The sequence below is a fragment of the Bradyrhizobium sp. URHC0002 genome, assembly GCF_054059515.1.
In genome coordinates this window covers 1,429,320-1,443,848 of record NZ_JBSSCF010000001.1, presented here as the reverse complement: position 1 = coordinate 1,443,848, position 14,529 = coordinate 1,429,320, and the positions used below count along the sequence as shown (strand labels likewise).

General features: G+C 63.0%; 14 protein-coding genes. 5 read left to right on the top strand and 9 right to left on the bottom strand.

Going from position 1 to position 14,529, the window contains the following annotated elements; genetic code table 11:
• Positions 1-56: 56 nt before the first annotated feature.
• The 6 genes from argG to ACVWVY_RS06870 form a co-directional block, all read right to left on the bottom strand.
• Positions 57-1,403 carry an argininosuccinate synthase gene (gene argG, locus ACVWVY_RS06895; protein WP_456625668.1) on the bottom strand — a complete coding sequence of 449 codons (1,347 nt, stop codon included), beginning with the start codon at positions 1,401-1,403 and terminating at the stop codon, positions 57-59.
• A 112-nt stretch (positions 1,404-1,515) separates the two neighbouring features.
• Complete coding sequence (locus ACVWVY_RS06890; RefSeq protein WP_456625667.1) at positions 1,516-2,274, bottom strand: phosphatase PAP2 family protein; 759 nt, start codon at positions 2,272-2,274, stop codon at positions 1,516-1,518.
• A 93-nt stretch (positions 2,275-2,367) separates the two neighbouring features.
• Positions 2,368-2,859 (bottom strand): hypothetical protein, encoded by a 492-nt coding sequence (locus ACVWVY_RS06885; protein ID WP_456625666.1) that lies wholly within the window; start codon positions 2,857-2,859, stop codon positions 2,368-2,370.
• A 134-nt stretch (positions 2,860-2,993) separates the two neighbouring features.
• Complete coding sequence (gene rlmN / locus ACVWVY_RS06880) at positions 2,994-4,211, bottom strand: 23S rRNA (adenine(2503)-C(2))-methyltransferase RlmN (protein ID WP_456625665.1); 1,218 nt, start codon at positions 4,209-4,211, stop codon at positions 2,994-2,996.
• Positions 4,212-4,374: 163 nt separating this feature from the next.
• Positions 4,375-4,983, bottom strand: coding sequence for an invasion associated locus B family protein (locus tag ACVWVY_RS06875; RefSeq protein ID WP_456632124.1), 609 nt, complete (start codon positions 4,981-4,983; stop codon positions 4,375-4,377).
• A 205-nt stretch (positions 4,984-5,188) separates the two neighbouring features.
• A complete protein-coding gene (locus tag ACVWVY_RS06870) occupies positions 5,189-6,028 on the bottom strand; it encodes an SDR family oxidoreductase (protein WP_456625664.1) in 840 nt (279 codons plus the stop codon).
• Positions 6,029-6,149: 121 nt separating this feature from the next.
• On the opposite strand from ACVWVY_RS06870, the gene ACVWVY_RS06865 reads away from it, so the two are divergent.
• The 3 genes from ACVWVY_RS06865 (at position 6,150) to ACVWVY_RS06855 (ending at position 9,796) form a co-directional block, all read left to right on the top strand.
• A complete protein-coding gene (locus tag ACVWVY_RS06865) occupies positions 6,150-7,124 on the top strand; it encodes an NADPH:quinone oxidoreductase family protein (protein WP_456625663.1) in 975 nt (324 codons plus the stop codon).
• Between the two features lie 344 nt (positions 7,125-7,468).
• Positions 7,469-8,581, top strand: a complete 1,113-nt coding sequence (locus ACVWVY_RS06860; protein WP_456625662.1) for a hypothetical protein — start codon at positions 7,469-7,471, stop codon at positions 8,579-8,581.
• A 33-nt stretch (positions 8,582-8,614) separates the two neighbouring features.
• Positions 8,615-9,796, top strand: a complete 1,182-nt coding sequence (locus tag ACVWVY_RS06855; RefSeq protein WP_456625661.1) for a TAXI family TRAP transporter solute-binding subunit — start codon at positions 8,615-8,617, stop codon at positions 9,794-9,796.
• Between the two features lie 61 nt (positions 9,797-9,857).
• On the opposite strand, the gene ACVWVY_RS06850 is transcribed toward ACVWVY_RS06855, so the two are convergent.
• On the bottom strand, positions 9,858-10,244 hold the full coding sequence (locus ACVWVY_RS06850) for a YkvA family protein (protein ID WP_456625660.1): 387 nt from the start codon (positions 10,242-10,244) through the stop codon (positions 9,858-9,860).
• 105 nt (positions 10,245-10,349) lie between these two features.
• Positions 10,350-10,655, bottom strand: coding sequence for a 4a-hydroxytetrahydrobiopterin dehydratase (locus ACVWVY_RS06845; RefSeq protein WP_456632123.1), 306 nt, complete (start codon positions 10,653-10,655; stop codon positions 10,350-10,352).
• Positions 10,656-10,873: 218 nt separating this feature from the next.
• On the opposite strand from ACVWVY_RS06845, the gene ACVWVY_RS06840 reads away from it, so the two are divergent.
• Together ACVWVY_RS06840 and ACVWVY_RS06835 are read left to right on the top strand one after the other, a co-directional pair.
• Positions 10,874-12,295 (top strand): TAXI family TRAP transporter solute-binding subunit, encoded by a 1,422-nt coding sequence (locus ACVWVY_RS06840; RefSeq protein WP_456625659.1) that lies wholly within the window; start codon positions 10,874-10,876, stop codon positions 12,293-12,295.
• 90 nt (positions 12,296-12,385) lie between these two features.
• A complete protein-coding gene (locus ACVWVY_RS06835) occupies positions 12,386-13,960 on the top strand; it encodes an alkaline phosphatase D family protein (RefSeq protein ID WP_456625658.1) in 1,575 nt (524 codons plus the stop codon).
• Between the two features lie 50 nt (positions 13,961-14,010).
• Here ACVWVY_RS06835 and ACVWVY_RS06830 read toward each other — a convergent pair whose 3' ends face one another.
• On the bottom strand, positions 14,011-14,391 hold the full coding sequence (locus ACVWVY_RS06830; protein ID WP_456625657.1) for a response regulator: 381 nt from the start codon (positions 14,389-14,391) through the stop codon (positions 14,011-14,013).
• Positions 14,392-14,529: the final 138 nt, after the last annotated feature.

Genomic DNA, 14,529 nt, shown 5'->3' with positions numbered 1-14,529 from the left:
TACGGGGCCGGCTCGTCGCCCCGGCGCAGGCCGGGGCCCATATCAACCCGCGCAGATCAGCCCTTGTCGCTCTTGTCGTTACCAAGCTTGAAGATCTCGGAGCCTTCCCCGCTCGAGAGCAAGCCTGTCTTGCCGTAGAGATCAAGCTTGGCGCGGGTATCTGAAATGTCGAGGTTGCGCATCGTGAGCTGGCCGATGCGGTCCGCCGGCGTGAATGCTGCATCCTCCACCTTCTCCATGCTCAGCCGCTCCGGCTGATAGGTCAGGTTGGGACTCTCGGTATTGAGGATCGAGTAGTCGTTGCCGCGGCGGAGCTCGAGCGTCACCTCGCCGGTGATGGCGCGCGCCACCCAGCGCTGGGCGGTTTCGCGCAGCATGAGGGCCTGGGAATCGAACCACCGTCCCTGATAGAGCAGCCGGCCAAGGCGCATGCCGCTGATGCGGTATTGCTCGATGGTGTCTTCGTTGTGGATTCCCGTGACCAGGCGCTCGTAGGCGATGTGCAACAGCGCCATGCCGGGCGCCTCGTAGATTCCCCGGCTCTTCGCCTCGATGATCCGGTTCTCGATCTGGTCGCTCATGCCAAGGCCATGCCGGCCTCCGATGGCGTTGGCTTCGAGGAACAGCGCAACCGGGTCAGCGAACGTCTGGCCGTTCAGCGCGACCGGCTGGCCCTCCTCAAAACGCACGACGACCTTTTCGGCCTTGACGACACAGTCGTCGCGCCAGAACGGCACGCCCATAATTGGATTGACGATCTTGATGCCGCTGTCGAGCTGCTCGAGATCCTTGGCTTCGTGGGTAGCACCGAGCAGATTGCTGTCGGTCGAGTAGGCCTTTTCCGCGCTCATCTTGTAGGCGAATCCATGGGCGGTCATGAACGCCGACATTTCCGCGCGGCCGCCCAGTTCATCGATGAACAGCTGGTCGAGCCAGGGCTTGTAGATCCGCAAGCTCGGATTGGTCAGCAGGCCATAGCGATAGAACCGCTCGATGTCGTTGCCTTTGTAGGTCGAGCCGTCGCCCCAGACGTTGACGCCGTCCTCCTTCATGGCCGCGACCAGCATCGTGCCGGTAACGGCGCGGCCAAGCGGCGTGGTGTTGAAGTAGGCGATACCGCCGGTAGAGACATGGAAAGCGCCGGACTGGATGGCGGCAATGCCTTCGTGGACCAGTTGGGTGCGGCAATCCACCAGCCGGGCTTTTTCGCCGCCGAACTCCAGCGCCTTGCGCGGAATCGCGTCGTAGTCGGCCTCGTCGGGCTGGCCGAGATTGGCGGTATAGGCAAAGACGCGCGCGCCCTTTTGCTTCATCCAGAGCAGCGCCGCGCTGGTGTCGAGGCCACCCGAGAAAGCGATGCCGACTTTTTCCCCTTTGGGCAGGCTTTTCAGAATCGTACTCATGGAGCTTCCAATCGGTCGGAATGGCGGATGCCGTTTGCGGCTTGAGGGCGCGAATAACAAATTTCGCGCTGGGGGGCACGCGTTTAATAGCGTCTCACGGGATCAACTCGACTTACTGGGCGCGCCCACGCCAGCGCTGCAGCAGCCGGTAGCCGGGCCAGCCCCAGCGCGCCAGTGCCGCCTCGACCTGCGCGTCCGAAAACCTCGTCGACGGCCAGCGGTAAATCCAGGCATAGCAGAGCCAGATCACGAAAAAGCTGACAAGGCCCGCGGCGGCGACGTCGGTAAAAAAGTGCCCGCCGAACGCCATCCGCAGCACGGAAGTTACGACCCCGAACGCGGTCGCCGCCACATAGGCCAAAGGCCGCCACGCCGGCGGCGTCAGGGCCGCCGGCGCATAGGTCCAGAACGCGGTGGCGCCCTCGCCCGAGAAGAACGAGCAGTTACGTCCGCACTCCCCGCGCGGATCCCACCACGGCACAAACTGCCAGGGCCCGTTGAACTCTGTCACCACCACCGGTCGCGGCCGCCCCCAATAGCTCTTGAAGGTGAGGTTGGTCAGCACGACGGCGGAGAGCAGGATGGTGACCAGCAGAAACACCGCCGCGCGTCCCGGGACCAGCATCGACCGGTCCGGCCGCACCAGCTTTCCCACGATGGCAATCAGCGCCGGCAGCGCCAGCGCCCAGGCGATCCACATCGCGCCATCGCGCGCGACCGCGGCAAGCCCGCTCTGCTTCAGCGGAAACGATGCGCTCGTGGAATCGTAGAACAATGCCGCCAGCTTCAGGTCGAGTTCGGGGAAAATCCCGAACAGCAGTCCGATGACGAGCGATAAGCTCAACGCGATAACAAGTCCGGTCCGGTTCATGGCGCGGGGTTTAGCCGAGGCGGTTGGGGATGAAAAGGCTCACGCTGATCTCCCTTCGCCCCTTTGTGGGAGAAGGGAAGAAACAAGAACGCGTCACGCCTGCGGTCGTGAGTGCGACGGCAATGGCGGCGGTGGCCGCAAGGGAGGCCGAGGTTCGCGCCAGGCGCCGGCGGATCGGCCCGCGATCATCCAGTAGATCAGGCCGGCCACGATGCCCGCCCCGGTCATGATCTCGAGATGGCGGCGCACGATGCCGTCGAAACGCAGCGTCTCGGGATCAAACGGAATGAGGCCGAGATAGCAGGCTGCGCCTACGATTGCGCCGCCGACCGCATAGGCCAGCACGCTGCGGATATAAAAGGCCTCGGTGATCAAAACCACGATCAGCGCCGGCAGCAGCGCAAAGCCGGACAGGAAGATGAAGCCGAAGCCGAGCAGGACATTGATCGAGCTCTCATCGATCGCCCCGCCGCCAAGATCGCTGAATTCCGGATACAGCACCGCGCCGACCACGATCATTCCCGCCACAAGGCAGGCGGCGAGAAAAGCAAAGAAGACGACGAAGAGGCGGCCGATTAACGCCATGCTCACACACCGTCATTGCCTGCGACAAACGCGAAGCATTTGCGCAAGGGAGCGAAGCGACGAAGCAATCCATGCCTCGGCAAGCAGAGGCATGGATTGCTTCGCTTCGCTCGCAATGACGGCACTGAACATCCTCAATCCGTCATCGCCATGGCACGCAGCGCCTGGCGTTCGCGCGCGCTGAGCTTTTCGGTCTCCGACTTCAACTGGCCGCAGGCGGCGAGGATGTCGCGGCCGCGCGGCGTGCGGACCGGCGAGGAGTAACCGGCATTGAAGATATATTCGGAGAATTTTTCGATCTGCTCCCAGTCCGAGCACTCATACGTTGTGCCCGGCCACGGGTTGAACGGAATCAGATTGATCTTGGCCGGAATGCCCTTGAGCAGCTTTACCAAGAGCTTGGCGTCCTCCATGGAATCGTTGACGCCCTTGAGCATCACATATTCGAAGGTGATGCGCCGCGCGTTCGACGAGCCCGGATAGTCGCGGCAGGCCTGCAGCAATTGTTGAATCGGATATTTGCGGTTCAGCGGCACCAACTCGTTGCGCAACTCGTCGCGCACCGCATGCAGCGAGATCGCCAGCATGACGCCGATCTCGTCGCCGGTGCGGATGATGTTGGGCACCACGCCCGAGGTCGACAGCGTGATGCGGCGGCGGGAAATTCCGATGCCTTCGTTATCTGCAACGATCAGCAGCGCATCGCGCACCGCGTCGAAATTATAGAGCGGCTCGCCCATCCCCATCATGACGACGTTGGTGACGAGGCGGCTGCCGGTCGGCGTCTCGCGATCGGCCCAGTCGTTGAGGCGGTCGCGCGCCACCATGATCTGGCCGACGATTTCGCCGGCCGTGAGATTGCGCACCAGCCGCTGCGTGCCGGTGTGGCAGAACGAGCAGTTCAATGTGCAGCCGACCTGCGAGGAAACGCACAGCGTGCCGCGATCGGTTTCGGGAATGTAGACGCACTCGACTTCATGCGCCCTCTGGAACGCGTCACCGCTCGGCAGGCGCAACAGCCATTTGCGGGTGCCGTCGCTGGAAATCTGCTCAGCCACAACTTCGGGGCGGTCGACGGTAAAATGCTGCTCTAGTTGCGCACGCATTTCCTTCGAAATGCTGGTCATCTCGTCGAATGCCGTGGCGCCGCGGACATACATCCAGTGCCAGAGCTGCTGCGTGCGCATCTTGCGCTGCGCGGGCGCAACGCCGATCTCGCCCAGCCGGTCGGCGATCTCGGTACGCGACAGGCCGACCAGCGAAGGCTTTGCCGGCGGCACGTAGGTTTCGAGCGGGATCTTCTCGAGGGGAGCCTGAGCGGAGGAACCGATCTCGATTGAAGCGACAGTCATTGTGTTTCTATTCTTGAGATACGTGGGGTCGGCAAAGCGAAGCGCGCCCACCACAAGCGTTAACGGTGGGCACGACGACAGCGCCTTTGCCCATCCTACAAAGTAGCACTCAAATAGGCCTTCCAGGGCCCGCAAACAACGTCATTCTGGGGCTTAAACGGGCCTAGCGCTTGCAATCCTGCGCCAGCCGGTCGAGCGCCTGGGCCAGCCCCTTCAGCGAGAAGACGTCCGTGGTCTCGGTGCCCTTGGCTGAAACGCCCTTGACGGTGACTTCGGCGGATTTGCGCATGGCGCTGACCATCTGCTCTTCCTCCGCGGCGTTCTTGATCCAGAGCCCGTCGCCCTGGGTATACATCGCATAGGCCGAGCCGCCGACCTCGAGAGACGATTCCGAACCCGGCTTCAGCGCGTATCCGATCATGATCGAAACTTCGTTGACGACTCTTTCGGCCGGACGCGTCGAGACGAAAGCGTAGGCGGGATCGCGCGGACGATTCGGCGGATTGGTTTTAGATGACGACGGCTTCGCCAACGCAAAGCAAACCTTCCTGCCGTTCGGTGTCGCCGTGTAAGCGCCCCAGGTACCGAACTGACCGATCAAGGTGGGCTCCGCACCGCCGGCGGCTGCCGCGGCGGCAGGTTCCGCAGGTTTGGCCGTCGGCTTTGCCGCGGGCGCAGGCGCAGACTTGGCCGCATCCTTGGCGCCCTTCGACGCAGTGCCCTGTGCTTGCGCGAGGGATGACACCCCACACAACGCCGCAATCGCAACCAGAAATGTCAGTATTCGCAACACGGACAACTGGTTCCCTCATCATTGTGACTGGAAGATGGCCCGAGAGCGCATCGCGCCGCCGGGGGATGGATAGCCGGGAAATGCTTTTTTGGGAAGGCAGTTGCAGCGTTGCTCACCGCTGTGGCGGCGCTTCGTCGCAAGGTCCTTTGACTCCGTTTGGCGAATCAAAACGCAGGCTTTGGTTTCAGCCCTTGGGACGAGCTTCGCGCTGCTTTTGCCACTGCGCATCGGTCCATTGCAACAGATCCTCGGCACCGGAACTTCGCAAATGCGCGCCGCCATCCTGCACCACCATCTCGCCATTGATGTAACCGGCCCGATCCGAAATCAGAAAGCTTGCCAGGTCGGCAAGTTCGCCATGCTCGCCGGCGCGGCCAAGCGGATTGCGTTGCGCCCAGCCTTCGTCGCGGCCCTCGGGGCGGAGTTGGCCGGAAGCCCCCGGCGTCGGAAACGCGCCGGGCGCGATCGCGACCGTGCGCACACCCTTGGGTCCCCATTCCACCGCAAGGCTTTTGGTCATCGCGAGCACCGCGGATTTCGCCATCGCCGAAGGCACCGTGAAGGCGCGGCCGGTGATCGTCGAGGTCGAGAGGATGCTCAGCACCACGCCGCTGTGCTTGGCTTCGATCCACCGCCGGCCCGCGGCGAGCGTGCAATACATTGTACCGTGCAGTGTCGGCGCCAGGATCGCATCCGCCGCCCGCGACGACAGATGTTCCGTCTGCGCGATGAAGGTCGCGGCGGCATTGTTGACCAGCACATCGAGCGGCGCCTCGCGCCAAATGTCTTCCATCATGGCATCGACCGCCACGCTGTCGCGGATATCGCAGCCGACCACGCCAACCTTGCCGCCGAGTTCGCTGCGCATCCCCGCCGCCGTCGTCTCCAGCAATTCGAGCCGGCGGCCGCAAATGATCAGCTCGGCGCCGAGCTCGACGAAGCGGTGCCCCATCGCAGCCCCGAGCCCCGAACCGCCACCGGTGACCAATATCCGCTTTCCCGCCAGCAGGCCCTTTTCAAACATCGTTTGAATCCCCTTGAACCACCATGAAGCCATGCATCCGAATCGGATTGTAGCCCGGCTTCAAATCCGGCAAGAAGTTGCCAGCCTCTTATACTCTCGGCCCGAAAAATCAGGTGCGCCCATGAAAGCCATTCTCTGCTCGCAATATTGCCAACCCGACGACCTCGTGCTCGCCGACGTGCCAGATCCGGTGGCCGAACCGGGACAGGCCGTGATTGCGATCAAGGCCGCGGCGCTGAACTTCTTCGACATCCTGATGATCCAGGGCAAGTACCAGATCAAGCCGCCGTTCCCGTTTTCGCCGGCGGCCGAAGTTGCCGGCGTGATCGAAAGCGTCGGCGCCGGGGTCACCGACCTGAAGGTCGGCGACCGCGTGGTGGCGTCCTGCGGCCACAATGGCGCGCGCGAAAAGATCGCGTTGCCCGCAAGCTCTATTGTGAAAATTCCAGACAATCTGGATTTCGATCGCGCCGCAGGCATCATCATCATCTACGGCACGGCGCTGCACGCGCTGGAAGACCGCGCCAGCCCGAAGCCCGGTGAGACGCTTGCGGTGCTGGGCGCGGCCGGCGGCACCGGACTTGCGGCCTGCGAACTCGGCAAGCTGATGGGCCTGAAGGTGATCGCCTGCGCATCGTCGGACGAGAAGCTCGAATTTGCCAAAGCCCATGGCGCCGAGCTGACGCTGAACTACAGCAAGGAAGACCTGAAGGAGGGCTTGCGCCGGCTCACGGGCGGCAAGGGCGTCGACATCATCTTCGATCCGGTCGGCGGCACGTACGCCGAAGCCGCATTGCGTTCGATTGCCTGGGAAGGTCGCTTCCTGGTGATCGGCTTCGCCGCGGGCGACATTCCGAAGATGCCGCTCAACCTCGCGCTGCTCAAGGGCTGCGACATCCGCGGGGTGTTCTGGGGCGCGTGGACCAGGGTCAATCCCGAGAAGAACCGCGCCAATTTGGAAAAGCTCGTGAGGTGGACTGCGGAAGGCAAGATCTCCTCGCATGTCGATCGCACTTTTCCGCTGGCGCAAACCGCCGAAGCGCTGAAGGTGCTCGCCGGCCGCCAGGCGATGGGCAAGGTGATCCTGCATCCCTGAGAGGAGATGCCGGATCATCTGTTGAATTGTCGTCCGCTTCTATAAGCGCTAACGGCCCGTGCGATACGCGGGCCGCAGAGCTGTGTCGCAATGTGACGAATGCCTCCAATGTCACGTCACCGAGATAATATTCGGTAACAATGCGTGTTCCAAAATCCTCTGATGCCGCTTCTTCGCCTCAATCTTACCAAGATATCTCCCAATTCGCCGCCTCCACCGTCGTTTTTTGAACCCATTCCGTGTGCGACTTTAACCATGTGTTAAGGGGCTCCTGTACGACAGCAAGAGCAAGAAGTAGGTGCAGGGGACGCCCGTTGTTGCGTTCAGTAGTGGGGAAAATCACCATGGCGGAGAATACCAGACCGACCCAGTCAAGAGATCCGTTTGACCGGTTCGACGAAGCCATCAGCGATCCTCGGTTGTATGAAGCCGATCAATCTCGATACGAGCAGCTACGAGCGCAGCTGCGATATGAGCCGCAGCATGAGCTGCAACCTCAGTATGAGCAGCCCCAATACGAGCAACCTCAATACGAGCAGCCCTTTGCGCTGTCGTTTGAGCGGACGGATGTGCTGCCGGAGGAGCTCCCGCCACACGAGGCGGTACCGCTTTTCCTCTCCAACTACGAGGAGGAGTCCCATCAGCAGCTTTCCGAATATACTTTCGCCGGCGGCAACCGACGCTTCGGCAGCGGCGGGCTGAAGAAAGCGCGCGCGGGGCGCATCGTAACCGGCGTCGTGGTGGTGTCGGCGATCGCGGCCGTTCTCGCGCTGTTTTCCATCGATTCGACGCGCGCCGTCATCTTCAACGCCTCGCTCGGCGGTGGTGGCGGCAGTGCGCCGCCGCCCGCTCAGCTTGCTGCGGCCGTGCCGGAACCCGCGCAGTCGCCGCGCATTGCCGCGCCGCCGCTGGCCGCCGAACCGACCGGTGCGGAGGTTGCGGCCGCCCGCCGGACGCAGCCCAACGCGGTGGCGTCGGCATCGCCGTCGCGTGACGAAATTGCCGCCGCCTATCAGAGCGCACTCAAGGGCAACAAGGTCGCAGTGCCTGAGCCGGTGGCGCGCGAAGCGTCCCGCGAAGTCGTCGCTGCGATTAGTCCGGCGGCCCCGGTTGTCGCGACTGCTCCGGCGGTTCGTGAGCCCGTTCCGGTGACGCGTGAGGCGGTTCCGGCAAGGCGCGTCGATCCGGACGAGCTTGCCGCGCTGCTGAAGCGAGCGAAGAACCTGCTTGCGATCGGCGACATCACCTCCGCCCGACTGCTGCTCGAACGGGCCGCGGACGCGCAGGAGGCGGAAGCCGCGCTGATGCTGGCGGGAACGTTTGATCCGCAGGTGCTGGGCAGCCAGGATTTGCGGAGCGTCACACCTGACCCAGCGGCGGCGAAGGTTTGGTACCAGAAGGCGGCCCAACTCGGTTCGGCCGACGCGAAGCGGCGACTCGGCCAATTGCAGAACTAGTTAAATACTCAAGACCAGCGCAAAAGGAACCCAATGCGACACTTACTGGGAATGGCAATGCTTGCCATGACAGTGGCATGCAATACTACGGCGGCGAAGGCCGCTGAGACGGAATACGATCCGGCCAAGGTTAGCGAGAGCCTGAAGGCAATTTTTCAGTTCGGTTCGGTCGCCACCAAGCAGGCGCTGAACGCCAACACAGTCACGCTGATCTCGGGAACGATCGGCGGCACCTACGTGCAGTTCGGTGCCGATCTCGCTTCCGTGCTCGACGACGGAAACAAGTTGCGCGTACTTCCGATCGTCGGGCGCGGTTCTGTGCAGAGCGTCGCCGACATCCTTTTCCTGCAGGGCGTCGACCTCGGCATCGTGCGAGCCGATACGCTCGACTATCTCGAGAAAAAGGGCTTCGCGAAGGACATCAAGAAGCAGTTCACCTACGTGACCAAGCTCTACAATGAAGAGATGTACGTCATCTCGTCGAAGTCGGTCACCAACATCAGTCAGCTCAACGGCAAGAAGGTCAGCGTCGACCTTCCCAACGGCGGCACCTTCGTGACCGCCGCGATCGTGTTCGAACGGCTCGGCCTCAAGCCGAATTTCCTCTACATCGAACAACGCATCGCGATGGAAAAAATGCGGGCCGGCGAGATCGACGCGGTGATTGCCGTCGGCGGCAAGCCCTATAAATCGGTCAGCGCCTTCAGCGACGACCGCTTCCATCTGGTTCCGGTCGAATATTCGCGGCCGCTGCAGACCGACTATCTGCCCGCGACGTTGACGTCGAAAGACTATCCCAACCTGATCGCGGAAGGCCAGAAGGTCGATACCATCGCCGTGCCTGCGGTGCTCGCCGCGTATAACTGGGCGCCCAATACCGACCGCTATCGCAAGCTGTCGCTGTTCGTGGATGCGTTTTTCACGAAGTTCCCGACGTTCCAGAACCCGCCCTTCCACCCGAAGTGGAAGGAGGTCTCGCTGTCGACGCCGTTGCCCGACTGGCAGCGGCTGCCGGTCGCCGAGCAATGGCTCAAGAGCCACAACGTCGAGGCCGTGACGCGCAACAGGTTCGATGAATTCCTGAAACAGAGCCCGGCGACCGCGGCCAGCGTCAAGACGGACGCGGACAGGGAAACCCTGTTCAAGCAGTTCCAGGCCTGGGAAGCCGAGCGAGGCGCGAGGGCGCAGGTTCCTCACCCGCCGGCGCAGCGCTAGAGAAAACGCGTCAAATCAAAAATCCAGAGCCCCGTTCCGATCGAACGGGGCTCTTCGCTATTCAATCCGTCGCTTCAGCAGTGTGGATCCCGCGCTTCAGCGCAGCGCGGGCGGCATCGCGATGCTCCTGCGTGATGTGGCCCGCGACCAGGCGCAGAGCGGTGGCCAGGACAGCGGCATCGTCGGTAAAGCCGAGCAGCGGCAGCATGTCCGGCATGAAATCGAACGGCAGGATGAAATAGGCGACGGCGCCGAGCAGCGCCGCCTGCACGTGGCGCGGCGTCTGCTTGTCGAACGCACAGTAATAGGCTGCGAGCAGGTCTTCGGCGAAGGGAAGCTGCGCCACCACCTGCTTGAACTTGGTCCAGAAGCGACGGCGCACGCTTTCACGGTCCTGCGCCAGCCGGTCGGCCGGTTCGAAACCCACGGTGTGATCGGACGATGCCATCGCGGCGCTCCTCGGAACCCGGCGCGGCAGATCGCCGCGGCCGACTGTATGATTCAAGAATTGGGGATGTCCGCCCCGCCCTGCAAGATCGCGGGCCGCGCCGATTCAGGTGACGCCAAATTGCCTCGCGATCGCATTCATCGCTTTGGCCAGATCGATGTCGAGCCGGGTGACGCCGCCGGCGTCGTGGGTCGCCAGCACCACTTCCACCGTCTTGTAGACGTTCTTCCATTCCGGATGATGGTCGCTCTTTTCCGCGACCAGGGCCGCGCGGGACATGAATCCGAAGGCTTCGTTGAAATCCTTGAAGGTGAAGGTCCGCCCAATCGCCTCGCGTCCAGGCGTATCGGACCAGCCGGAAAGTTCCGCCAGCGCCGAGTTCCGCGCTTCCGCCGACAACCGTTCCGCCATGATCGCCTCCCCGTTTGATGCGTACGCCACCCTAACACCGAAGGCCGCTTCGGGGATCCCTCTGCCCCCGATGGGGCGCCAGGCGCGTCCAATGGCGGCCGCGACGCCGGTAACCATGACGGAGATGTAATCCCGGTTCGGCGGCAAATTTGCTAAATTAGCGGTACGAGCGTTGGCGTCCGCGTGGAACTGCACCTCCAACGACCATCCAGGGATTGATGACCGACGGCCCTCATTCTGCGGAAAAGCCGGCCCCACCCTCGCCCCGATCCGCGAAACAACGGCTGACATTCGTCACGCTGGCCGGCGCGCTGGCCATCGTCGGCGCGCTGGTCGCCGGCTATTACTTCGCCATGCGACCGGTGACCCTGCGGATCGCCGTCGGCCCGGCCAACAGCGACGACCTCAAGGTCGTTCAGAACCTGACGCAGGCCTTCAATAACCAGCGAAACAGCGTGGTCCGGCTCCGCCCGGTGCAGACCGATGGCGCGCTGGCGAGCGCCAATTTGCTCGGCGAAGGCAAGGCCGATCTTGCCATCATCAGGGGCGATCTCGATGTGCCGAAGAATGCGCAGGCCGTAGCGACGCTGCGCAAGAACGTCGTGGTGCTGTGGGTGCCGCCGGCCGTCAAGATCAAGGGAAAGAAGGCCGCGCCCGCCATCACGAAAATCGGCCAGCTCACCGGGCGCCGCATCGGCGTCGTCGGCCGCACCGAGGCCAACGTCAATCTGCTCAAGGTGATCCTGCGGCAATACGGCGTCGATCCGGCAAAGGTTGAGATCGTCCAGTTCCCCGCCAACGAGGCCGCCGAGGCCATTCGTCACCAGAAGGCGGACGCCTATCTCGCCGCCGGCCCGGTCAGCAGCAAGATCACGACGGACGCGATCGCAGCCTCCGCGCGCGACGGCGGCACGCCGAAATTCCTCGCGATCGATTCGGCCGAGGCGATTGCGCAGAACCATCCCGCCTACGAGGCCTCCGAAATCCCGGCCGGAACTTTTGGCAGCGCGCCGAGCCGACCCGAGGAAGAGATCAAGACGATCAGCTTCTCGCACCACATCGTGGCGCGCAGGGGTATTGCGGAATCGACCGTCGCCATCTTTACGCGGCAGTTGTTTGCGATCCGCCAGACGCTGAAGAACGAATTTCCGCTGGCCGCCAAGATCGAAACACCCGATACCGACAAGGACGCCACGATCCCCGTTCATCCCGGCGCCGCGGCCTTTGTCGACGGCGAGGAAAAAACCTTCCTCGACCGTTACAGCGATTACATCTGGTGGGCGTTGATGGCGCTGTCGGCGATGGGTTCCGCCGGCGCCTGGTTCGCGGGATATCTCAAGAAGGATGATCGCAGCGTCAACACCTCGCAGCGCGACCGGCTTCTCGACATGCTGACCGCCGCCCGCCAATGCGATTCGATCGAAGAACTCGACCAGATGCAGTCCGAAGCGGACGCCATTCTGCGCGACACGCTGCAATGCTTCGAGCACGGCGCGATCGAGGAAGGCACGTTGACCGCGTTCAACATCGCGATCGAGCAGTTTCACAACGCGGTGGCAGACCGCAAGGCGCTGTTGATGAGCATGCCGCAAAACCTGCAACGGGCGAGCGCGCAATTCCGCGCGGCCGGCAACGCCTGATCTGCAAATCCGGTAATCGAACCGTCATGAATTCTTTCTAGGTCTGTCGGTGCTATCATCGCACCCGCGCCAGAACCGAAAGAGGCTCGCATGACGTTCAGGATTTCCCGCAATGATCACCGCGGAATTTCGCGGCGCCGCTTCCTCGCCACCGCAGGCGCCGGCGCCATCAGCGCCCTTGCAATGCCTTATCTCAGCCGCGCCGCCGACCGGCCGGTCGTTACCTCCGGCGTGCAATCCGGCGATATCGGGGCTGATGGCGGCGTGGTGTGGGCGCGCGCCGACCGCCCCTCGCAAATGCTGGTCGAAGTCGCCACGTCGGAGTCCTTTGCCGGCGCACGGGCCTTGCCGCCGATCGCGGCACTGCCCGAAAGCGACTTCACCGCGAAAATGCTGCTGGAAAACCTGCCTGCCGGACAGGAGATTTTCTACCGTGTCCGGTTTCGCGACCTCGCGCATATCGGCATCGAAAGCGAGCCCGTGGTCGGACGTTTCCGCACCGCGCCGGCCGATCGCCGCGACGTCAGTTTCGTCTGGGGTGGCGACGTTGCCGGACAGGGCTGGGGCATCAACCCTGACGACGGCGGCATGTTCACCTTCGCCACCATGCGCAAGCATCACCCGGATTTCCTGCTGCACTCCGGCGACACCGTCTATGCCGACGGACCGATCAAGAGCGAGGTGACGCTTCCAGACGGCAAGGTCTGGAAGAATCTCACTACCCCAGAGAAGGCGAAGGTCGCCGAAACGCTCGACGAATTCCGCGCCGCCCACAAGTACAATTTCATGGACGAGCATTTGCGCGCGTTCAACGCCGAAGTGCCGGTCTTTGTGCAATGGGACGACCACGAAGTCACCAACAACTGGTCGATTTCCAAAGAATTGCCCGCAGCCTACAAGGAACGCAACATCAGCCTGCTCGCCGCCCGCGCGGCGCGCGCGTTCCACGAAATGTATCCGATGCGCGAGAGCATCGCGGAGCCGGGACGGGTCTATCGCACGCTGAATTACGGCCCGCATCTCGACGTGTTCATGCTCGACGAGCGCAGCTATCGCGGCCCAAATGGAGCGAACCAGGAGACGGCCTATGGGCCGGAAAGCTTCTTTCTCGGGCCGGCCCAACTCGCCTGGCTGAAGCGGGGGCTGATGAATTCGCGCGCCACCTGGAAGGTGATCGCATCCGACATGCCGCTCAGCATCATCGTTTATGACGATGCACCCAACAAGAAGGGCTCGGAGGCCGTTGCGCAGGGCGACGGGCCGCCGCGCGGCCGCGAACTGGAGATCGCCGACCTCCTGCGTTTCATCAAGACATCAGGCGTGGTCAACACCGTGTGGCTGACGGCAGATGTGCACTACGCGGCCGCGCACTACTACAATCCCGACAAGGCGCAATTTCAAGAGTTCGACCCGTTCTGGGAGTTCGTCGCCGGGCCACTGCACGCCGGCACGTTCGGCCCGAACGAACTCGACAACACCTTCGGTCCCGAGGTGAAGTTCATCAAGGCGCCGGGGCTCGACAAACAGAACCTGCCGCCATCGGCCGGCATGCAGTTCTTCGGCCACGTCAGGATCGACGGCGCCAGCGGGCAGATGACCGTGACCTTGCGCGACCGCGCCGACGTGGCGCTGTGGTCGACCACGCTCGATCCCAAGCCTGTGTAGTTGAGCCTGTGTAGTTGAGCCGGTGTAGCTGTTGCGACGGCCGCGACCGCTCAAGGCCTGCTGCAGCCGTTCTTCAGGAGCACCCGCAGCGCATCGGTCGAATAGGGCTTGGGCAGCCGCGGCTTTGCCGCGAATGCCGCCGGAAGCCGGGCGTCGGCGCCATAGCCGGTAACGAAGGCAAACGGAATCTTGAGCGCCTCCAGCCGTTCGGCCACGGCAAAACTCTTCTCGCGGATGAGGCTGACATCGAGCAGCGCGAATTCCGGCGGCCGGTCGGCGATCATGTCGAGCGCTTTGGCCACGTTCGCGGCGGTCCGCACCGTCTTCACGCCAAACCCCAAAATCGTGTCTTCGAAATCGAGCGCGATGATTGGATCGTCTTCGACGACCAGCACATCGTTGGGCATGGCGTCGGAGGAGGCGGTGTCCATGTTTCTCGCCAGTTCAAGGTTCAGCATTTGATCAGAGGTCCAGGCCGAAGCCGCGGAAGGCGCAAGACCAGCCGACGCCCGTCAAGCGCATCGCCGGTTCCGGAACTGAAACCACCACATGTTAGTTCTATCGTCTGT

Bases quoted from the DNA above. Each gene is read 5' to 3' on its own strand.
- ACVWVY_RS06855 (WP_456625661.1), top strand. From the start codon at position 8,615: ATGCGACACTTACTGGGAATGGCAATGCTTGCCATGACAGTGGCATGC.
- argG (WP_456625668.1), bottom strand. From the start codon at position 1,403: ATGAGTACGATTCTGAAAAGCCTGCCCAAAGGGGAAAAAGTCGGCATC.
- ACVWVY_RS06885 (WP_456625666.1), bottom strand. From the start codon at position 2,859: ATGGCGTTAATCGGCCGCCTCTTCGTCGTCTTCTTTGCTTTTCTCGCC.
- ACVWVY_RS06865 (WP_456625663.1), top strand. From the start codon at position 6,150: ATGAAAGCCATTCTCTGCTCGCAATATTGCCAACCCGACGACCTCGTG.
- ACVWVY_RS06840 (WP_456625659.1), top strand. From the start codon at position 10,874: ATGACCGACGGCCCTCATTCTGCGGAAAAGCCGGCCCCACCCTCGCCC.
- rlmN (WP_456625665.1), bottom strand. From the start codon at position 4,211: ATGACTGTCGCTTCAATCGAGATCGGTTCCTCCGCTCAGGCTCCCCTC.
- ACVWVY_RS06890 (WP_456625667.1), bottom strand. From the start codon at position 2,274: ATGAACCGGACCGGACTTGTTATCGCGTTGAGCTTATCGCTCGTCATC.
- ACVWVY_RS06860 (WP_456625662.1), top strand. From the start codon at position 7,469: ATGGCGGAGAATACCAGACCGACCCAGTCAAGAGATCCGTTTGACCGG.
- ACVWVY_RS06845 (WP_456632123.1), bottom strand. From the start codon at position 10,655: ATGGCGGAACGGTTGTCGGCGGAAGCGCGGAACTCGGCGCTGGCGGAA.
- ACVWVY_RS06830 (WP_456625657.1), bottom strand. From the start codon at position 14,391: ATGGACACCGCCTCCTCCGACGCCATGCCCAACGATGTGCTGGTCGTC.
- ACVWVY_RS06835 (WP_456625658.1), top strand. From the start codon at position 12,386: ATGACGTTCAGGATTTCCCGCAATGATCACCGCGGAATTTCGCGGCGC.
- ACVWVY_RS06850 (WP_456625660.1), bottom strand. From the start codon at position 10,244: ATGGCATCGTCCGATCACACCGTGGGTTTCGAACCGGCCGACCGGCTG.
- ACVWVY_RS06870 (WP_456625664.1), bottom strand. From the start codon at position 6,028: ATGTTTGAAAAGGGCCTGCTGGCGGGAAAGCGGATATTGGTCACCGGT.